This is a genomic window from Marinobacter sp. MIT930201, assembly GCF_047122665.1.
Classification (GTDB): Bacteria; Pseudomonadota; Gammaproteobacteria; order Pseudomonadales; family Oleiphilaceae; genus Marinobacter; species Marinobacter salarius.
This window is the reverse complement of the sequence record NZ_CP138916.1, coordinates 1,725,306-1,744,104: the sequence shown is the minus strand read 5'-3', so window position 1 is coordinate 1,744,104 and position 18,799 is coordinate 1,725,306. Positions and strand designations below refer to the sequence as shown.

General features: G+C 54.6%; 18 protein-coding genes and 2 pseudogenes. 5 read left to right on the top strand and 15 right to left on the bottom strand.

Annotation, left to right across the window (positions count from 1 at the left end; all coding sequences use genetic code 11):
- The first annotated feature begins 131 nt into the window (after positions 1-131).
- Entirely contained in the window at positions 132-1,070 is a 939-nt protein-coding gene (locus SIC19_RS08115) for a carbon-nitrogen hydrolase family protein (protein ID WP_075195386.1), read from the top strand.
- Positions 1,071-1,106: 36 nt separating this feature from the next.
- Positions 1,107-1,541 carry a GFA family protein gene (locus tag SIC19_RS08110; protein ID WP_075195385.1) on the top strand — a complete coding sequence of 145 codons (435 nt, stop codon included), beginning with the start codon at positions 1,107-1,109 and terminating at the stop codon, positions 1,539-1,541.
- Positions 1,542-1,608: 67 nt separating this feature from the next.
- Here the strand turns inward: SIC19_RS08110 and SIC19_RS08105 are convergent, their stop codons facing one another.
- Positions 1,609-2,694 carry an aldo/keto reductase gene (locus SIC19_RS08105; protein ID WP_075195384.1) on the bottom strand — a complete coding sequence of 362 codons (1,086 nt, stop codon included), beginning with the start codon at positions 2,692-2,694 and terminating at the stop codon, positions 1,609-1,611.
- Between the two features lie 169 nt (positions 2,695-2,863).
- On the opposite strand from SIC19_RS08105, the gene SIC19_RS08100 reads away from it, so the two are divergent.
- Positions 2,864-3,823, top strand: a complete 960-nt coding sequence (locus SIC19_RS08100; protein WP_228712284.1) for an AraC family transcriptional regulator — start codon at positions 2,864-2,866, stop codon at positions 3,821-3,823.
- A gap of 12 nt (positions 3,824-3,835) precedes the next feature.
- On the opposite strand, the gene SIC19_RS08095 is transcribed toward SIC19_RS08100, so the two are convergent.
- From SIC19_RS08095 to SIC19_RS08050, 10 genes are all read right to left on the bottom strand, one after another.
- Positions 3,836-4,153 (bottom strand): antibiotic biosynthesis monooxygenase family protein, encoded by a 318-nt coding sequence (locus SIC19_RS08095; protein WP_075195383.1) that lies wholly within the window; start codon positions 4,151-4,153, stop codon positions 3,836-3,838.
- Between the two features lie 35 nt (positions 4,154-4,188).
- Entirely contained in the window at positions 4,189-4,755 is a 567-nt protein-coding gene (locus SIC19_RS08090; protein ID WP_075195382.1) for a GNAT family N-acetyltransferase, read from the bottom strand.
- A 13-nt stretch (positions 4,756-4,768) separates the two neighbouring features.
- Positions 4,769-5,167, bottom strand: a complete 399-nt coding sequence (locus tag SIC19_RS08085; RefSeq protein ID WP_075195381.1) for a YciI family protein — start codon at positions 5,165-5,167, stop codon at positions 4,769-4,771.
- 198 nt (positions 5,168-5,365) lie between these two features.
- Entirely contained in the window at positions 5,366-6,109 is a 744-nt protein-coding gene (locus SIC19_RS08080) for a hypothetical protein (RefSeq protein WP_075195380.1), read from the bottom strand.
- Between the two features lie 56 nt (positions 6,110-6,165).
- A complete protein-coding gene (locus SIC19_RS08075) occupies positions 6,166-7,320 on the bottom strand; it encodes a hypothetical protein (protein ID WP_127402282.1) in 1,155 nt (384 codons plus the stop codon).
- The gene (locus SIC19_RS08070; RefSeq protein ID WP_075195378.1) at positions 7,317-9,017 is read right to left on the bottom strand and encodes an Hsp70 family protein; all 1,701 of its coding nucleotides are present in this window, start codon (positions 9,015-9,017) and stop codon (positions 7,317-7,319) included. The genes SIC19_RS08075 and SIC19_RS08070 overlap by 4 nt, the downstream gene beginning before the upstream one ends.
- A 313-nt stretch (positions 9,018-9,330) precedes the next feature.
- On the bottom strand, positions 9,331-10,284 hold the full coding sequence (locus SIC19_RS08065) for a trypsin-like serine peptidase (RefSeq protein ID WP_075195377.1): 954 nt from the start codon (positions 10,282-10,284) through the stop codon (positions 9,331-9,333).
- 301 nt (positions 10,285-10,585) lie between these two features.
- Positions 10,586-11,092, bottom strand: a complete 507-nt coding sequence (locus SIC19_RS08060; RefSeq protein WP_075195376.1) for a GNAT family N-acetyltransferase — start codon at positions 11,090-11,092, stop codon at positions 10,586-10,588.
- Between the two features lie 42 nt (positions 11,093-11,134).
- Positions 11,135-11,650, bottom strand: coding sequence for a GNAT family N-acetyltransferase (locus tag SIC19_RS08055; RefSeq protein ID WP_075195375.1), 516 nt, complete (start codon positions 11,648-11,650; stop codon positions 11,135-11,137).
- 52 nt (positions 11,651-11,702) lie between these two features.
- Positions 11,703-12,359, bottom strand: a complete 657-nt coding sequence (locus SIC19_RS08050; RefSeq protein WP_083637187.1) for a DJ-1/PfpI family protein — start codon at positions 12,357-12,359, stop codon at positions 11,703-11,705.
- A gap of 143 nt (positions 12,360-12,502) precedes the next feature.
- Here SIC19_RS08050 and SIC19_RS08045 point away from each other — a divergent pair.
- Positions 12,503-12,598, top strand: a pseudogene (locus SIC19_RS08045) (IS110 family transposase); the annotation flags it as partial.
- 3 nt (positions 12,599-12,601) lie between these two features.
- Here the strand turns inward: SIC19_RS08045 and SIC19_RS08040 are convergent.
- The 4 genes and pseudogenes from SIC19_RS08040 to SIC19_RS08025 all read right to left on the bottom strand — a co-directional run.
- A complete protein-coding gene (locus tag SIC19_RS08040; RefSeq protein ID WP_075195374.1) occupies positions 12,602-12,928 on the bottom strand; it encodes an antibiotic biosynthesis monooxygenase family protein in 327 nt (108 codons plus the stop codon).
- Between the two features lie 95 nt (positions 12,929-13,023).
- The gene (locus SIC19_RS08035; RefSeq protein WP_127402281.1) at positions 13,024-13,305 is read right to left on the bottom strand and encodes a type II toxin-antitoxin system RelE/ParE family toxin; all 282 of its coding nucleotides are present in this window, start codon (positions 13,303-13,305) and stop codon (positions 13,024-13,026) included.
- Entirely contained in the window at positions 13,302-13,574 is a 273-nt protein-coding gene (locus tag SIC19_RS08030) for a CopG family ribbon-helix-helix protein (protein WP_075195372.1), read from the bottom strand. The genes SIC19_RS08035 and SIC19_RS08030 overlap by 4 nt, the downstream gene beginning before the upstream one ends.
- Before the next feature lie 347 nt (positions 13,575-13,921).
- A pseudogene (locus SIC19_RS08025) lies at positions 13,922-14,428 on the bottom strand (AMP-binding enzyme); the annotation flags it as partial.
- Positions 14,429-14,536: 108 nt separating this feature from the next.
- Here SIC19_RS08025 and SIC19_RS08020 point away from each other — a divergent pair.
- Positions 14,537-18,688 (top strand): hypothetical protein, encoded by a 4,152-nt coding sequence (locus tag SIC19_RS08020; protein ID WP_127402280.1) that lies wholly within the window; start codon positions 14,537-14,539, stop codon positions 18,686-18,688.
- The last annotated feature ends 111 nt before the right edge of the window (positions 18,689-18,799 follow it).

The following is an 18,799-nucleotide window of genomic DNA, read 5'->3' as shown; positions in this document are numbered from 1 at the left end:
CTGGGCGGCGTGAGTGCCCCGAACTTTCATCCTAGCCCTTTTTCGCATGGCTGGCGCTCCATTTTCTGGACTATCGCCTGCACCCGGCCGGGGGGATAGTGATTTCAGACACCACGGGAAAGGGGAATACCATGATCAAGCTCGCCATCATTCAGGAACCACCGGTCTTTCTGGACCGGGAAAAGACCATCGCAAGGGCAGTGCAATTGGTGCAGGACGCCGCCAACCAGGGAGCCCGGCTGATCGTTTTCTCGGAAGCCTTCATCCCCGGTTATCCCGTCTGGATATGGCGGCTGAAACCGGGCGGTGATTGGGGGCTCTCGGAGCAGTTGCACCGGCGACTGCTGGACAACGCTGTCCAGCTTGGTTCTGACCAGTTGCGGCCCCTGCTGGAGGTCGCCAAGGAAATGCAGGTGACCATCGTGTGCGGCATCGACGAACGCGACGAAGACACCAGCCGCGCCACCCTCTACAACTCGGTAATCACCATCAGCCCCGAGGGCACGGTGCAGAACTGCCACCGCAAACTCATGCCCACCAACCCGGAACGCATGGTATGGGGCTTCGGCGATGCCAGCGGGATGAAAGTCACCGACACCCCCGTTGGCCGGGTCGGGTCACTGGTGTGCTGGGAAAACTACATGCCACTGGCGCGCTACGCACTGTTCGCCCAGGGCATCGATATATACATCGCCCCCACCTACGACAGCGGCGACCGCTGGGTTCGCACCCTTCAGCACATTGCCAGGGAAGGCGGGTGCTGGGTGCTCGGCGCCGGTAATGTGCTACGCACGAGCGATCTGCCCGATGACTTTCCGGAGGTTGACCGCCTGTATCCGGACAAGGAAGAATGGATTAACTGTGGTGATTCCGTGGTCATTTCGCCCGCCGGGGAAATCGTAGCCGGCCCCCTGCGAAAGGAGACCGGCCTCCTGCTGGCAGACATTGATGTCACCGAAGTGAACGCGGCAAGGCGCAGCCTTGATATCGTCGGCCACTACGCCCGGCCGGACATCTTCTCACTGCAAGTGAACACCCGGCCGCAAAGGCCGGTCAGCTTCAATGAATAGGGAGACAAGTGACGGAATCAATGAGGGGGATGTGTCATGAACGAAGAAAAGGTCTACCACGGAAGCTGTTTTTGCGGGGCGGTCCAGTTAACCGTCAGGGGTAATCCGGAAGCCATGGGCTACTGCCATTGCGAATCCTGCCGGCACTGGTCGGCCAGCCCGGTGAACGCATTCACCCTATGGAAGCCGGACGCTGTTTCCATCCAACAGGGCTCAGACAACATTGGCACCTACAACAAGACACCGGGAAGCAGCCGTAAATGGTGCAAAACCTGTGGCGGTCACCTGTTCACCGAGCACCCTTCCATGGGGCTGACGGATGTCTACGCTGGGATCATTCCGGAGTTCCCCTATGAGCCCGGTGTGCATGTTCACTATCAGGAGGCTGTGCTGCGAATCCGCGATGGCCTTCCGAAACTGAAGGATGTGCCTTCGGAAATGGGTGGTAGTGGGGTCGAGGTGGCTGAATAGGCGGAGTCTAACTGCTTTCAAGTAAAACAGCCTGCCCCGACCTGTAACGCCGGGGCAGCGCCGCATATCACGCCTTCATATGCGCCCGATACTCCCCCTGTCGCTCCAGCATCCAGCCCGGATACTCCGTCGGTAGGCGGCTGACCTCATCCAGGGCTGCCAGTTCGTCGGCTGAGAACCGGACCTGTGCCGCCAGGAGATTGTCCCGCAACTGGTCTACCCGCTTGGCCCCGACAATCACACTGGTTACGGCGTTCTGGTGCAGCAGCCAGGCAAGCGCAATCTGAGCCACACTGACGGGCTGGTCGTCGACCTTCTTGCTGATGGCGATCTCCCGCATCACGGCGATGACAGCACTGCCACGCTCCCGGTTGACAGGCGGGAAATCAAACTTGGCGCGCCGGCTCTCCTCGGAGACGTCCGGCCCCTCGTACTTGCCGGAGAGGTAGCCGCCCGCCAGTGGGCTCCACACCATCAGGCCGATGTTTTCGGACTCCAGCATGGGGATCACTTCCCGTTCGAGATCCCGGCCCACGAGGGTGTAGTAAGCCTGCAGTGACAGAATCGGGCACAGGCGGCGGGTGCGTGTAATGCCAACGGCTTTCATCACCTGCCAGGCGGCCCAGTTCGACAGGCCGACGTAACGGACGTGGCCGTGTTGCACCAGGGAATTCAGCGCCTCCAGGGTCTCCTCTATCGGCGTGGCCGGGTCGAAGCCGTGGATCTGATACAGGTCGATGTAGTCGGTTTGCAGTCGCTGCAGGCTGGCCTTGCACTCGCTCATGATGTGGCCACGGGAGGCACCACGGGCGTTGGGGCCTTCACCCATAGGGCCGAGCACCTTGGTGGCCAGTACGACATCTTCGCGGCGAACGTTCAGATTCTTCAGGGACTGCCCCACGATGCGTTCACTGGCACCACCACCGTACACGTTGGCGGTATCGATAAAGTTGATGCCCGCCTCCAAGGCCGTCTTCATCAGCTGATCGGCCTGTTCCTGCTGCAACTGGCCGATCAGCCCCCACATGTCGTCCCCGCCGCCGAAGGTCATGGTGCCCAGGCACAGTTCCGATACAAACAGCCCCGAGTTGCCTAGCGTCCGCAGGCGCAGGGGTGCGTCATGGGTGGATTGGGGTAAGTTGGGAGTTGTCATAGCCGATCACCTCTTCGTTATGGATGAACCTGCCGGAGCAGGGCCGTGGGTTCATACTAGGCGACGCACGGCCAATCGAGCTGGCGGAAACTCTCAGAGGATTGCACAATCCTCGCAACCTGATATCAGCCTGGGGATGCCCCTGCTGAAGTGCGGCGCCGGACAGTCTATGATCCCATCAGAACAGGAGACCGCCATGACCGCCCAGCCCAACGTCATACCAATGCAACCGGACAACCCATCCCTGAGCCGGCTCCGTGATCTTGTCGAGCAGCAATGGCAGACCCATGGCCCGGAGAGCGCGATCGACGGTTTACGCCTGACCCACGCCCTGGAACCCAGCGGCACCATCCGAGCCCTTTATCAGACCTCGTTCTGCATCGTATTGCAGGGGGCCAAGGTAACGGCGGTTGGGGAGTCGGCTTTTCATTATCGCCAGGGCGAGTGCCTGCTGGCGTCCGTCAATGTGCCAGTGAACTCCCGGATCGTGCAGGCCTCCCCCGATAAGCCGTATCTGGCGCTGAGCCTGTCGATTGATCCGGCGATGATTTCCGAGCTGCTGGTGACCCATCCGGAAATGGCGTATCGGGGCCCAAAACAACCGGCACTGGTCACGGCCGGGATGCCGGATGACCTGTACGATCCTGTCATTCGCCTGCTCCGGTTGCTTGATCAACCGGACGATCGTGAAGTTCTGGAGCCGCTTGTCCGTCGGGAAATCTGTTGGCGTATATTGCGTTCGCCGCTGGGGCCGGCTCTGCAGCAGATCGGCCTGAAGGACAGCGACACCGCCCGCATTGGCCGGGTAACGGCCTGGATGCAGGCGAACTACCAACAGCCCTTCCGGGTGGCCGAGCTGGCGGCAATGGCGAGTATGAGCCCGGCGACCTTCCACCGGCATTTCAAGAGCATCACCCGTTTAACGCCTGTGCAGTTCCAAAAGTTGGTGCGCCTGCAGGAAGCCCGGCGGCTGTTGTTAAGCGATCAGGAAGTGGCGAGTGTTGGCTACCAGGTCGGCTATGAAAGTCCGTCCCAGTTCAGCCGCGATTACCGCAAACTGTTTGGCGCGCCACCGGGCCGGGACAAGGCCGTGATGCGTTCCAGTGTGGCGATTGAGAGTGGTGTATGAGGGGGGCGCCGGTCAAATACCGTACTCCCGCTCAACCTTCGCAACCCGCACCCGGAAACTGGAATACCATTGCTGATGGCCGCGCCGCTGGGCCTCCTGATGCTCCGCGTTCTGCTTCCAGTTGCGAATGGCCTCAAGGCTTTCCCAGTAGGACACCGTAATGCCCAGCCCCTCCCGGGCGGATTCCATACCCAGGTAGCCGGGTTGTTGTGCCGCCAATTCGGCCATTCGCTCGGCCATTTCGCCGTAGCCGTTGTCGCCCTCGGTGCGGTGGCTGGTGAAAATGACAGCATAGTAGGGCGGAGTGGGGGTGTTGGTGATTTCTGACATGGCGTGCTCCAGGGTAAGTCCAGTACAAACTGGGGCTAATGGTTAGGCTTTTCTACTTCCCACTGCTCTCGTTGCAACCGGTAAAGCACATGTGGCCGCAACGGGCTACTCTCGGGCAAACTGGGATGTTCAAACTCGCCACTGTACGTCATGCCGATGCGCTCCATGACACCGCGTGATCGCAGATTGCCAACGGTGGCAAAGGAGACAATTTCAGAAAGCCCCAGCTGTTGAAACCCCATATCCAGGGCACCGCGAGCAGCTTCTGACGCATAGCCATTCCCCCAGTGGGCGAACGATAGGCGCCAACCAATCTCCACACACGGAGAAAACGGCATCGCCGCAACGGGGACGTGTAGCCCGCAAAAGCCAATAAAGGGCTCGGCGCCCTTGACTTCTACCGCCCAGAACCCCCAGCCACGTTGTTTGATGAGCGAACGAATTGTCTCCGCCATCTCGTTGCTTGCATGCCCACCCAGCGGCTCGGGGAAGAACTCCATAACCTTTGGGTCGGCGTTTAGAACGGCGAACGGCTCGAGATCACTCTCGCGCCATTGGCGCAAACGTAGTCGTTCGGTCTGAAATTCCAATAATTCTGCCATAACTGAATGAGCCTTACTCCTGACGACGGACGTTAGAAGCTGCCTCGCGGATCGCGAGGCAGAAGTTTATCGGGCGGAGCTCGATGCCCCAGCCCAACTTCTCGCCCATGCGCGCTGCCGGGTGCAGCGAGGCGAGCTTAACCGCTGCATCGAAGTCCGGCGCTTCGATGATCACCACACCGCCCACGACTTCCTTGGTTTCCGCGAACGGCCCGTCGGTGACTATCAGTTTTCCGTCCTTGAGGCGCATCGACTTTGAGTCCCAGCTCAGGCTCCCGCCCCATGTGACCTCGCCCGCCGCCTGCATCTCGGCGTCAAAGCTCTTGCACTTCTCCCCAATCTCGGCCAGCTCGTCTTTGCTCATCTTGTTGAATTTTTCTTCGTTTCCGTAGGCCAGCAGCATGTATTTCATGGTGTTTCTCCCGATTGTCGTTTCATCAAAAACCTTTAATAGGCTCATCGGGTAGTCGATCAGGCATCGCGGATTTCGACAATCGAGCGATTTTTCTCGATGCGGTAAGGAAATAAACCTGTCCCGGTTTGCCAATGATGTGCGTAACGGTTCGACCAAAACACAGGTCGAACCGGGAAAATGGGATAAGTGAATCTTTTATCCGTTGATGAAAGACTCAGACAGTTTTTCGGCACATGAGGATGTCGCATAGTCAGCGGCCGCCCTGAAGTCTTCCCCAGAGCCATCAAGAACATCCTCAGCGGGCACACCCAGCAAATCGGACTCCGATGCTTTGACTGTGCAAGTGGCACGCCATACCGCCTTCCCATCATTAGTGCGCACCAGTGTTGCATCGCTAATATAATTCAGGAAAAAAGTATTCCAGCTCAGGGGGCCGTGTGCAAAAGAGCCGTATTTAGTCCTGAACTCAAGAATGTATGGTGCATCATACTGGGAGGTCAGCCTGCTGAAATCATCAGAATCAACCGTCGGCTCCACCTTGTTGGCAAGCCTGAAGGAATAGGGCCTCTCACTGCCTACTGCGGTTATAAATTTCTCTCTCACCTCAGCTGTGAAATCCGGGATTTCATTGAATGACGTGATTCCTTTCCAGCTAGGCATGCTGTCCGGCCTTTCGGAATACCACGTCAATGTGTCGAAAAGTGCGATGTCAGGGGTAGTAAAAAGGAAGCCTGGCGTTTCTTGGATGGCAACAACTATCTCACTTGAGAATATCTTGTTTCGGCTATCTTCCATCTCAATAGACTGTGGTAATGCGCCGCAGCCCGAGAGGACTAACAACGAACAACCAAGTACACCAAGTCGCATAGTAACCATCCTATATCCTCTTTTAGTTTTATGGTTTTTCAACATAACTACTTCTGCATCAGTCAGGTGCATTTCCGCACTCTTGTTCTGTCTTCGCGATCCGAATCTGATTGCTGGATCGTGTCCGGTCAGAGCGTCAGTATCGGTATAACCCCTATGCCGACAATCAGATAGCCTCCAAGACCCCAGAGAAACCGAGGTGAGAGCTTCTTGAAGAAAACACCAAACCGCTGCGCCACGCCGTAGCGCTTTTCGTCTCCTCGGACATCCCAGAATGCTATATCGAGTGGGTCTGTGAATTTTATCCTCGGGTCTTCGTGCCGTGCGTGTTCTTTGGGTACCCCCGCAATAAAGAAAAGCAGCGTAACTGGGAAAAGAAAGCCGAAAATCAGGGTCGCAATCGGGTTTACCCCGGCATCCACGCTGCGCTTTACGGTAAAGCAGAAGAAGGAGATGGCCGCCAGCAAAGCAACGATCAGGAAAATATCTGCGTGGTAGGAGGTCCCGGGCAGCAGATTCATCACTCCCTGAACAAGGCCTAGCGTCGCGCTCGTCCCTAACACCAGCACCAGAAAAGCAAACAGCCACTCCAGCCGGGAGATACGCCCCCTCGAATTCGCCAGCAAGCGGCCAAGCCATCTCCAGCCTAAACGTTCACTGTTCTTGATTTCGCTGGCATGGGCGGCGTCCAGAAGCAGGTAAATATTGTCCATGGGCAGGCCCGGCACGTGCCGGTAGTCGTTGCTCCAGCCGAATGTGCGGTCCAATGTCAGAAGTACGGTTCGGTCCAGTGGACAGCATCGGGGGGAGGCTTCGGAGATTTTTTGCCAAAGCACATTGAGAACATAATGGCCGATGTCATCTCGAATACCCGGGAATTCGAGCAGCGGATTGTTCAGGAGCGCTTCCATCGCTTCGAGGTTTGATGTGTCCTCCGCTTTTTGAATCATGGCTGCGATTTCGTCTGCCAGGTGCCGGACCTCTCGGGCATCAACCGCCGGGCGTTCGGCCAACGCCGGCTGAGGCTCTGAGATCGGTTGCGGCTCGAGTTGGGAAGACGGCGAGGGTGTGGTTGAGGCTGCTGGCGTCGCCAATGAGGAAGCAGGATCGGCCTGCGACGGTGCCGAAATAGCCTTCAGGGCTGTCTCGTAGGCCTGGCGTAGCGTCATGAACTCGTCAGGCTTGTCCTCTGGATTGCACTCTTTTGCTCGTCGTGCGTAAGCGAGCTTGATCGTGCGCTTGTCGCTGTTCGGCTCGATGCCGAGATATTCCCAGGCGTTCACCACATTCCCCATTGTTTGCGGATAGCATCCAGGCGTTGTTCAACGGCAGTACGTATCGTGTCCACCCGTTGCGAATCCTGAGAGTCCATCGCGTTTTCCAGTTCCATGATCAGGTCGCTGATCAATTGTCTCTGTTCCCCCAGGGCTTCAGAAAACATTCGTTCCGCTTCCATCATCACCGCGATGTTGGCGCTGTCCTCCCGCGGATGAAACTTGAGCGAGTCCAGCCGCTTCAAGGCACGTTCGATATCGACGTCCGAGAGCTCGGTCGCCGTGTTGCGAATGATGAGGCGATCCTTGACCCCGGTGCTCAGAACCTCTGCCTGCACTTCGAGTATGCCGTTGATGTCGTAGGTAAAGCGGACATCCACGGCTTCCTCGGAAGCAGGTTTGGGTGGAACGGGAACGGTCATCTCGCCAATCTTGATGTTGTTTTTGACCAGTCTCTGCTCGCCCTGGTAGACATGCAGCTGAACCTGTTTCTGATGGTCAGACACCGTGTAGAAGCGGTCGACCCGACTGGCGGGAATCACGGTATTGCGCGGAATGAGCACGGAGAAAAAGCCAGTGCGAGTGCCCTGTTCCAGCGTCTGCGCCGATTCGATGCCCAGGCTGAAGGGGCAGACATCCGTCAGCACGGTATCCCGCAGAGCCTGGTTACGCTGTTTAAGAGCCGCCTGGATGCCCGCGCCCATAGCAACAACAAGGTCTGGGTCGAGATTGGCAGAAGGGATGCGCCCAAACATACGCCCGACAGCGTTCTTGATCATGGGCATGCGGGATGCCCCGCCGACAATGATGACCTCATCAAATCCTTCGCGACCCAAACCGGAGTCCCGCACCGCTCGCTCGAGTGGGGCGCGAAGACGATCAAGCAGGCCGGCGCTATATCCCAGAAAGTCATCCCGAGTGACGGTAGTTGCGAGCGACTGGCCGCCGATGGATGCCTTCACGTCAACCTGAACGTCCTCGCAAAGCGCGGCCTTGGCCTGGTCGCAGACGCGGTAGACATGTGCCCGCTCTTCCCGGCTCAGTTTCTGACTGCCAAGTTCCCACTTTGCCAGTACCCCCGCCACCAGTGCCCGGGTGAAGTCCTCACCGCCGAGGAAACTGTCGCCGCTGGTAGCGTGTACTTCCAGCAGGTCATCGAATTTCTCCAGGATGGAGACATCCAGGGTGCCGCCACCAAGATCGATCACGATAAAGGTGCTTTCGTCCCGCTGCTCGCGCAACCCATACGCCAGGGCAGCGGCCGTTGGCTCGTTTATCAGGCGTTCAACGTGCAGGCCGGCAAGCCGTGCTGCAGTGAGCGTAGCGGTACGCTGGTTATTGTTGAAGTAGGCAGGGACACTGATGATGGCTTCTTCGACGTGTTCCCCGAGAAAGGCTTCTGCATCGGCTTTGATCTGCTTGAGAACCAGCGCTGAAAGCTCTTCCGGGGAGTAGCTGTTCCCGTTCAGGGCAAGGCGTTCGGACGTGCCCATCAGCCGCTTGAATTGCGACGCCGTGGCGTGAGGGTGGGTCACCAGGCGGTCCTTGGCAGGCCGGCCCACCAGCACATTACCACTGCGGTCCACACTCACCACGGAAGGGGTAAGCCATTCGCCAAGAGCGTTCGGGATGATTACAGGTCCATCTTCTTTCCAGGCACTTGCCAAACTGTTGGTGGTGCCCAAATCAATGCCGATGACTGCCATTGAAGTTCCTTGGTTTGTGTCTTTTTAGCGGAAGAAAAATAGCAGCATTCGAAGGCCAAATGATGTTTCGGCGTTCTTTCCTTTTGGGCTGCTTGAAGTGTGCGAGGGAATTGCGGGAGGACTACGCAGATCGCTCCATGTCATGGCATATCATCCTTGAACTGGCTTCCAGGGTGTGCGTTGTTTGTTGTTTATCGGGAAATATTACATCAACGCAATGTATGAGGCCATACACCACAGCCACAACTAACAGAAGGGCCAAACCTGGCCCTTCTGTTAGTACCGTTTCCGGAAAATGGTCTTCAGTTACTGGTTACGCATCCTGATCCCGTGCATGGCGCACAAGCTTGGTTAACCAGGAACCTCCTGCGCACCAGTTTTCGTCTGAATCTTCAGCAGATACAACCGCCACAACATAGGGACCGTCGCTCCAGAAAGCGAACATCGGGCCGCCGGAATTTCCGGGCGTTATGTCCGCGTGAGTCTCCATGGATCGAGCGGGGCCGAGATCATGCCAGGGCTCATTCAGCTTCTTGTCGCGTTGAAAGGTTGGGCGCAAAGCGCTACCAATACTGCCGGGATAGCCGATATTGAACCAGTAAGGTTCGTCATCCCATGAGCTGTTGTACGTTCGCGTGCCCATCCATCCAAATAGATCGCCAATACGATCAGCCGTGACCAGAACGGCATAGTCCTCGTCAAGTTCAAACCAGCCAACGCTGCCGGTCACTTTTGTATAGAACCAGACCCGGGTGATGGCGGTGATAGCACGGACTGAACCGCCGGATCGATGAACCTCAACGGTACCTGCGCCATTTGAGCGCCAGTCGACCACATGGCTTGCCGTCAGCACATGCCTGGGGCCAACAATGACGCCCGATCCTGAGCCGGACGACGTCAGAACCTTGCAAATGGTCCCCCACGGGTAGCTGATGTCGTTGTAAATCCTGCGGTCCTCCGGATTGAAAACCGTAAGAGGCCTAAGATCCTTTCCGTTCAGAAGAACACGAGGCGGTTTTGCCAGCTTGTCCCTGCAAGGTACGGAGCTTGCCCCAAACCACTTGGGCATCATTGGCGCGGTAGGTTTTTCGTCAGACCTTGCGTCTCGTTTGGCTTCAAGCCCTTTATATTTGTAGGGCTTTGGTTCCGGCAGCAGCATGGACTGCAGGTCTTTCGGTATTGTGCCCTTCGGACTTCTGTCGAAACGTTCGGCAACCTGGGAGGCAGAGAGAGGTGATTCATCATTCGCTTTATCTTTGCTAGCCATTTTGAAGTTCCTTTTTCAATGCTAAACGATGGCTTCCAGCGCCAGACGAGGCCAGCGCTGAACCTGCCCCGGTTCTGTATGCATCCAGCAAAAACCGACGATGACCAGCGCAGCAACACCGCCTTGTGAATCTCCGGGGGCAAGACTCTCCAGCTCGAATCAGAGTCACTAGTTAGTTTAGGTCTTTAGGGTGGGTGGTCAAAGTTTGTACAGGTCAAGGCTCTTCCAGTAAGACGCAGTAATGCCCAGATTCTCTCAGGCCGATCCAATACCCAAGAAGCCCAGTTGGTGGGTAGCTAACTCAACCATTTGCCCAGCCCTTGTTTGACATCCAGTCGGGGGCCGGTCGTGTGACGGCCGTCGCGCCAAACGCTTCTACCAGCCTCGCTATGCGTGAGTTTGCGCCGACCGTGCCACCATAGATTGTATGCAGTTGCAGCGAGTTAAAGCCAAACACCGCCAAGGCTTGCATGACCTCCAAGGCATACGTGTATCGCCCCCAGTATTCCGGCGCTAGTTCGATTCCCAATTCCGCAGTTCCTGCTTCCGCATTCGCACATCGCAGCCCACAGCAGCCAATAAGCACTTGGGGGGCGTCCCGTAAAATGATGGCGAGTTGATAGTTCAGCCGTGGCTGCTCAGCCGCCCATGCCTTGAATAGGTCAATGAGCTCGCGAGCATGCTCGGGATTGGCTTGCTCGGCCCCATAGAATTCCTGAGAGCGAGGATCGTTGTGGTATGCCTCAAAAGCGGCCGTATCCCCATCCCCGAAATCGCGGAGAACAAACCTTCTCGTCACCAATTCCATTGTGCGCGCTCGCTTCCTTAGGGCCGGTAAGGGCTATGTGGCTCAGGCACTCGCCGCATGGCGTTTGCGGTAAATGATAACGTCCCAGCCACGGTATTTGGTGCGGGTATCAATTCTGAACCCCACCTTCTCCGCCACACCAGCAGAAACGACGTGGCGGGTTGCGATGATCGCTATGATCGAGTCAATGCCACAGTGCGAGAAGCCGTACTCCAACGCCGCCTCCGCAGCCTCTGACGCCAGGCCTTGCCCCCAAACGCTTGGTGCAAGGCGATAGCCGACCTCTATTTCCTGAGCGCCATCAAGCTCTACGTGGCTCAATCCGCAGAAACCAATAACCGCCCCGGAAAGACGATCAACAACAGCCCACTGACCAAAACCATTATCCCGGTATGAGTCCAGGCACCAGTCGATAAACTGCCGGGTATCATCCTCGGTGCATGGTCCATTGGTCGAAAACTCCATGACCTTCGGGTTACCAATAATCTCCGCAAGTGCGTCCACATCACCGGATGAAAACTCACGCAGTAACAATCTGGGTGTTTCAGTTATGAGCACGCGTCTGTCCTTGATGCATTTTGTGTATGACGCCCGCGAACTGCTTCGAGCATTAGTGGTTACGACAATGGAGTCTGCTACGCCTCAAGTACGTCGGCGCATCAGGGTGTTGCTCAACCTTTCCATAACGGGTTGTAGCAGGAAAATATTCAGAACTGAACTGCACGTCACCCGCTATTTGCTCTCCGAAAGTGCGCGCGATAAACGCCAGCATGAGATCAATACCCGCCGAGATACCGGCCGATGTCCAGATACTGCCATCCTCAACAAAGCGCTCTTCTATGACCTCAACATCACCCAAGGCTCTCAGGCGTTCAAGTGACGCCCAATGGGTGGTCGCTTTTTTACCAGACAACTGGCCTGCAGCATGGAGAATGAAAGACCCGGTACACACCGATAACAGCGCCTGGCAGTGTTCAGCCTGCCGTCGCACAAAACCTGTTAGGGCTTCGTTGTAGACTTCTTTCTGCGTCCCCCGCCCACCTGGAACCAAGAGGTAGTCCAGCGGCGGGCAATCTTCGAAGGAAATATGTGGGTTAACCGACAAGTCTCTGGCACACAGGATGGGTGATTTCGATTCTGCGATAATGAAGCAGTTTTCCGGGCCGTTGGCGGAATGTGCTGCTCGGGAACCGGGGCGAACCCTCAACGCCTGAGTGTATTTGAATTGTAGAGATTGTTGATGCCAGTGGCCGCTGGGGGCCTTCATGCAGCAGCTCGATGATGGCAGGCTCCTCATTCGAGAGACCGGTAACAAGTGCGTAGCGCTGCATGACTCTCAAGCGATAACTCGAACCTTGATATCGCTCTCCAATGCGCTACGCCCAAGCCATCGGCGTGCTCGCCTACACCCTCCTCAGTGAGCTCCCGGAACTCCGATCATTGAACCGAAAAGAGATTGCAGCACTGGCACTGGTCGGTGTCGCACCTATAAACCGGGACAGCGGCCGTTTACCCCCGCTGCTCTGCCGAAAACTGATGCTCAATGACCTCATAGTGCTGCACCGAAAGGTCAGGCTCAAGCTCATAAACCTCATCCTCTGGGTACAAGCGTGCCCGCGAAATATCGTTGCCAGAAAACGCCTTGATGGACTCCAGCTTGTCCCAGTAAGTGATGAGGGTAAGTTCTATTTTGGCGGGCAATGATCGACGGAAGATTTGAGCACCGAGAAAGCCTGGTGTTGCAGACGAATCCTTGATGCCGGTTTCGTAAAGATAGCCCGTGAACCCCGCACTGTGGGCTTCAGGCACTCGGCACTTCCATTCCCTGGCGATCATAACCGCACACTCTCCCTTGCTTTGTAACGCCTTGGCTTTGCGACGTGCCGGAGCGCCAGCGTAGGCACGTCCGACAAGAGCCACTGGTTAAATGGCTATCGTTCGCCTTCTAGCTCGTGCCATACCCTTAGAATGATGATGGTACTCACATGTACGGAATAGCGGACAACGTACTTGCCAAAAACCATGTCGCGGATGGAATCAGGTACCGGCGCCAATTCAACCGGTGTTCCCATTCTGGGGAAGTCTGGGAGTAATTCGATTTTGCTAACCAGTTCTGCGGCTATCCTGCCTGCCGTAGGAGGATTGTGAACTGCGATAAACTCCCAGAGGCGCTTCAAATCTTCAATGGCTTCGTCCGTGTAAACCAGTTTCACTTACCTGACCTCGGCGCATCCTGCTCGTTTTCGGTTCCCCAACTGTTGAGCCAACCATGGACCTCGCTAGCATCAACTACCTTTCCTTGGGCGGCCGATTCCATTGCCTCTAGCGTTTGCTGCCAACGCTCCTGCTCACGCTGTTGCTTTTCAATGTATTCTGATAGCGCCTGATTAATCACCCAGCCTTTACTTCGGTGGAGTCTGCCGGCAATTACTTCCAGGTGCTGTTCAACTTCTGCCTGAAGACGAACGGTAGTGACACTCATAACTGTACCCTCAATGCGGATTACTACAAGGTATTACATCATAGTTAGCGAGGGTGCGGCAAAAGAATTTAACAGCGTGTTACACGAACGCGTTCGCATAACACGCATTCGTATAATTCCAATTGTAGCCGTCCCTTTCTGACCCAGAAAACTATTTAAAATCAAATGGTAATCGGAGTCCAAAACGGCTACCGCCGGAGTTTTTCGATCCGGTTCGTATAACTCCAGACTGCTACAGGCCCCCCGCATGATTCCGACATTTCCAAAAGCGTATACACAGAATACACCAGGCACAAACCCCAGCACATGGCTGGGGTCTGAGGTAAGAGCGGACTGGAGGAGGGGCGTTACTTCTTCAACCCCATCTCCTCAATCGAAATCTCCCGCATCTTGAACTTCTGGATCTTCCCGGTGACGGTCATCGGGAATTCGTCCACGAACTTGTAGTTCCTGGGGATCTTGAAGTGGGCTATTTTGCCTTTGCAGAATTCCCGCAGCTCGTCGCCGGTGACCGGGTCTGCGTCGGGGCGTAGTTTCACCCAGGCGATGAGCTCTTCACCGTACTTGTCGTCGGGAATGCCGGTCACCTGCACTTCCTCGATGGCGGGGTGGGTGTAGAGGAATTCCTCGATTTCTTTCGGGTAGATGTTCTCGCCGCCGCGGATGACCATGTCCTTGATGCGGCCGACAATCTGGATGTAGCCGTCTTCGTCCATGGTGGCCAGGTCGCCGGTGTGCATCCAGCCGGCGTCGTCGATGGCTTCGCGGGTTTTCTCGTCGTTGTTCCAGTACTTCAGCATTACGCTGTAGCCACGGGTGCACAGTTCGCCGATTTCGCCCCAGGATATGATGTTGTCGTTGACCTTTTTCATCACCTCCGCCGGGCAGAAGGAGTCGCAAGCTGTTTCATGTTTGTTTACATTAAATTATGTTAAGGTCGCAGCGTCAAAAGGAAATGCTTTTTGTTGTGGATTAAAGGATTGATCATAATGCTACGATTATCTTCGAAGTTTTTCGTACTGCTCGCACTGTTTTTAACTCTCCTTGGTTGTCGCGGAAACTCATCTTCAGACACGAATGCGCCTCCTGAAATCGGCCACGCCTACTTCTTGCAAAATGCGGGAGGTGATGTTGCTGTTACTGATCTTTTAGGCTCGGAAACCTACGCCCACACATCAGTGAGTGATGGTTCTGATGGCTTGAAGGTAAGTCAGTGGGCAGTGGATCTTACGGCACCTCAGTCCGAGGAACTGGTTGTTGTGAGGGTGACCGGCGGTGCCGACGTTAGCGGCCAATCATTGGCGATTTCTGAAAATGCAGAAGTGTTTGCAGTAGCCGCTGTCGAAGATGTTCGTAACGGAATCAATGTAAGTCCTTTATCTGACCTGGTGTGGCGAGTTTCGAGCGCATACCTACAAAGGTCGGAACGGTCTGACTCTGTTAACTATTTAAACTACCTCGCAGGCCTATTTCTCAAGGAAGACTTGAATGGGGATGGGGCGGTTAACCATCAAGACGTTCTCGATTTTAATCCGAATGATCCTCAGCACACGGCCAGTCTGGCTTTTGATTTTTCAACCGTATGTTGTGACATGCAGACGTATGTTGAACTCGTTCTTTCGGGCGCTTCCACCGACGAGATCGATGTGGAAATCAAAAATCTGTTTGGTGGAAGCGTTTCGTTAGCTCAGGATGAAACAATCTCCAGCCACGCGGGTATTACCGTGGTTGGTTTCGGTGCCGGGTACGTGCTGGATGAAAATGGTGAAAGGGTATACGACCCGGAGCAAATAAAAACACGCTTTCATGTCTCCAAAAGTCGTTCCAATAGTTACTATCTAACTGCCTACCCGGACTCCGGGAGCAGAATGCTGGGATGGGATGGCTGCGATAAAGTCAGTGCAGATGGGACTCGCTGTGAAATAAAGAGCTTTCTGCGCGATCGGGTCGTGGAAATCAACTTTGGATACACAGAAGTAGCCATTTCGGCTAACTATGTAGGCCTCGGGGAAGGACTCACTGGCCAAGTCTCGCCAGATAGAATAACGGTTGACCTGCCTGCTGATGAGACCCTGAAAAACCGATTGATCAACCTGTCGTCGGGTGACCAGGTATCCCTCGTAGTCAACGATAAGCCGCTCTTGGTCAGTGTGCAGGATGTTATCAGCCATGGGGACTCGGTCGAGTTTGGATATCAGCAGGCGAAACTTACTGATGTCATTCAAAAAGGAACGGGTACGTTCAGTAAGGCGTTCTCTGCGGACGATATAGAGTCGATTGAATACCCAACCTCTCCCGCCTCTCAATCAATAACTATAAAGCCCTATAAATTATTGGCCCAGTCAAGCAATGACCCGTCTGTTATTAGTTTGTCGGTAGAGCCAGCCGAAGCCAATACTAAATCAACGCTACAAGACAGTGGAACCTGGGACGTCGATGGCCAATTGCTGGAACTCTCTGGCAGCCTTGATGTGAAGTTTGAGCTCGATGTGAGCGCCTCATTCGAATATGAGGAGGGGCTTAAGTTCTTTAAGGTCTCTCCCTCCATCAGTAATGAGGCAAACATTACGCTTATGGCCAGTGGGTCTTTGAAGACTCAGAAGGGTGCAGGTGGAAATGACGTTGTACGGAGAAAGCTCGGTCGTATAAATTTTGCTAGAACGAGTTTCTTAATAGGTTTTGTGCCCGTTTATTTGAATCCCTATGTTGACGTATACCTGGGTGCGAATGGTGAGGTGACGGGACAGTTGGGACTTGAATCCAACCTGACATCGTCGGTTTTCGCTGGCATCTACTACTCAAAAGGGGTGGGGTTTGAGTATTCGAGCGGCTACAGCAGTGACTGGAGCCCCGGAGAACCCGTTGTTGAAAGCCAGGCAAGATTCCGGATGTATGTGGGCGCGCAACCTACGGTTCAGATATACGACTTAATGGGCCCCGCGATTGATATTCAGGGCTATTCCGAGATGCGATCATCGTACGACTTAACATCAGCGTGTAATGAATCGCTCACATATGGCATTTATGCGGGGCTGGAAAGCGTCTTAAAGTGGGAAACCACAGGCGGAAAAAAGTTTTTTGAGGTTGTTGGGATTACGCCTCCGGGCCTTCAAGTCAAAATCGGTTCGAAAGAAGGCAAGATTTTTGAGAATAAACTAAATATGTGCGGCCCTGCTCCTGCAGCCATGCTTGTCAACGGTAGTGGCATATCCGAAATTATTGAAGAGGGAAGCAGTGAGAATATTGTTCGAACTATTTCCGTCAAAAATGTGGGCGGGCAGTCACTGAGCTGGAGAGCGGATTACCAGGCCGACAGTTACCTGATGGTGTATCCGGACAGAGGTGAATTGGAGCCGGGTGAGACTCAAACACTCTCGATGACGTTCAATAACCAGGGCTCAAGAGAAGTTAGGGAATATAGAGATGTCGTCCAGATTTCTCAGGTAGGGAATACGTCACCTGGGGTTGCAGTACCGATTCGAAGAATCGATGTGAGCGTGGTCCCGAAAAAGATATCTCCTCCCGAGATAGTAAAGGCATTTCGGAAGTCGAACGACCCTACAAGCGCTGATATCGAGTGGTCGGTTGAGCAGGCTGATGAAGCGTTCATTCAGCGATTTGATGCGTATCTCACTGATGACCCAGTTTTGGCTCAGCAAGATGAAAACACACACGAAAATGACGCCTGGGAGAAGTTGGCGGAATTTGGGCGTACGCAAAGAGAGGCAACGGTATCCGGCTTATCCGATGAGCGGGTCTTCCTTTCGATCCAGGCGATAGGCACGAAAGGACAGGTAGTCCAAGCTAAAACGGTTGAACTCAAGGAACAGGGTGACCATGGGCTGGTTGCACAAACTGCAACGGCGGCAAAGTTTCTGACTCATGATGGCAGTTGGAACGCGGTAAATACCGATAATGCGGCGTTCGGTAATATTGATTGGAAGGGACAATACGTAGGCGGTACACCCACACGTATATTAAGTTGGCATGGACCTTCCTCAAGGTATTTTGGAGAGGAGGGCTTTTCCAGCCAGATTTATAGTGGCGGCAAGTTGTTTGCTGTGGCACCAGGGAACGTACATGGTGCCGCAATCATTGAAGATGGCGTTGGTGACGAATGGCTTGTGGCTATGGTGAATGAATCTTACACCGACACACTTTATGTTCGCCCAAATACTCTTTCCACTTCACCCGATTTATATGACGCAGGGACCAACCCTGATGGCTGGCGTGAAATACTGAGCCAGCCTCAAAATGGAGAAATTAGTGGGGGATGGTTTTTTGATCAAGCAGGCACGGCAGCTAAGTCGGTACGCTGGGTCGAAACGACGATCACAAACTGGGGCGATGAATATGACGTTTATGTCAGTGTTGTGAATAAGCTGTCTGTCGAAGTAGCGGCTTCTGAGAGGGGGGTTTTAGGCGCGAACTTGAGTTCTAATACGCAGGCAAGCTCAATGGGGTCAGCTGTGCTTGCAGTTGATTTCATCAAGTCAGAGAGCGTGGAGCTTAGACTATCGGCGGAGAGATGGTTGGAGGTCAATGGAGAATCTCTCATACCAAATACTGAATTAAAAATCATATGCTACAGTAGTCTGGATCCAGATCCGGATTGTGTTCAGTATTATCCGAAATTTGCCCATATGACCAGTTTTGGCGAATTTGGAATTGAAGCAGGAGATTACGCCGAGGACGGTGGGAATCGGATAGTCGTTGTCCACTATCTGGATCTAAGAGCCGACTTTTTGGCGTATACAGTCTCTCACGAGTTGGGAGGTGAAATGGACGGAAATTACCGTGCTCGCTTGAAAGGTAGCGTTGTCGCTAGTTCAGAGGTTGTCTCAACGCCGGGCTGGAAACCCTCTTCGGGCTATAGGAATACAGGATTTCTAGAACGTGTTGATGCCTTTACTTATGAGTGGTTTGATCGGATGGCGGCATTTGGAATGGAACCGCCCTCAGGTACTTGGGCTGTAGGACCTGGAGGTGGGGTTTTGATGTCTGAGTCCGACGGTGGTTCGCAAACTTTGAACTATATCAGTAGGGGCGGAAGTCTAATTGATTTGCTCGGAGTGACCCCTGACCAGGGACAATTCACCGTTGGGGTGAAATAGCTCACTGTTGAATCTTTTGTAAAGGCTTGCTGGCTAAGATCTAGTTCAGCGAACAGAATGGGTTACATGGATCAGTTAAAAAGCCTCCAGCTAGGGCTGGAGGCTTTTTAA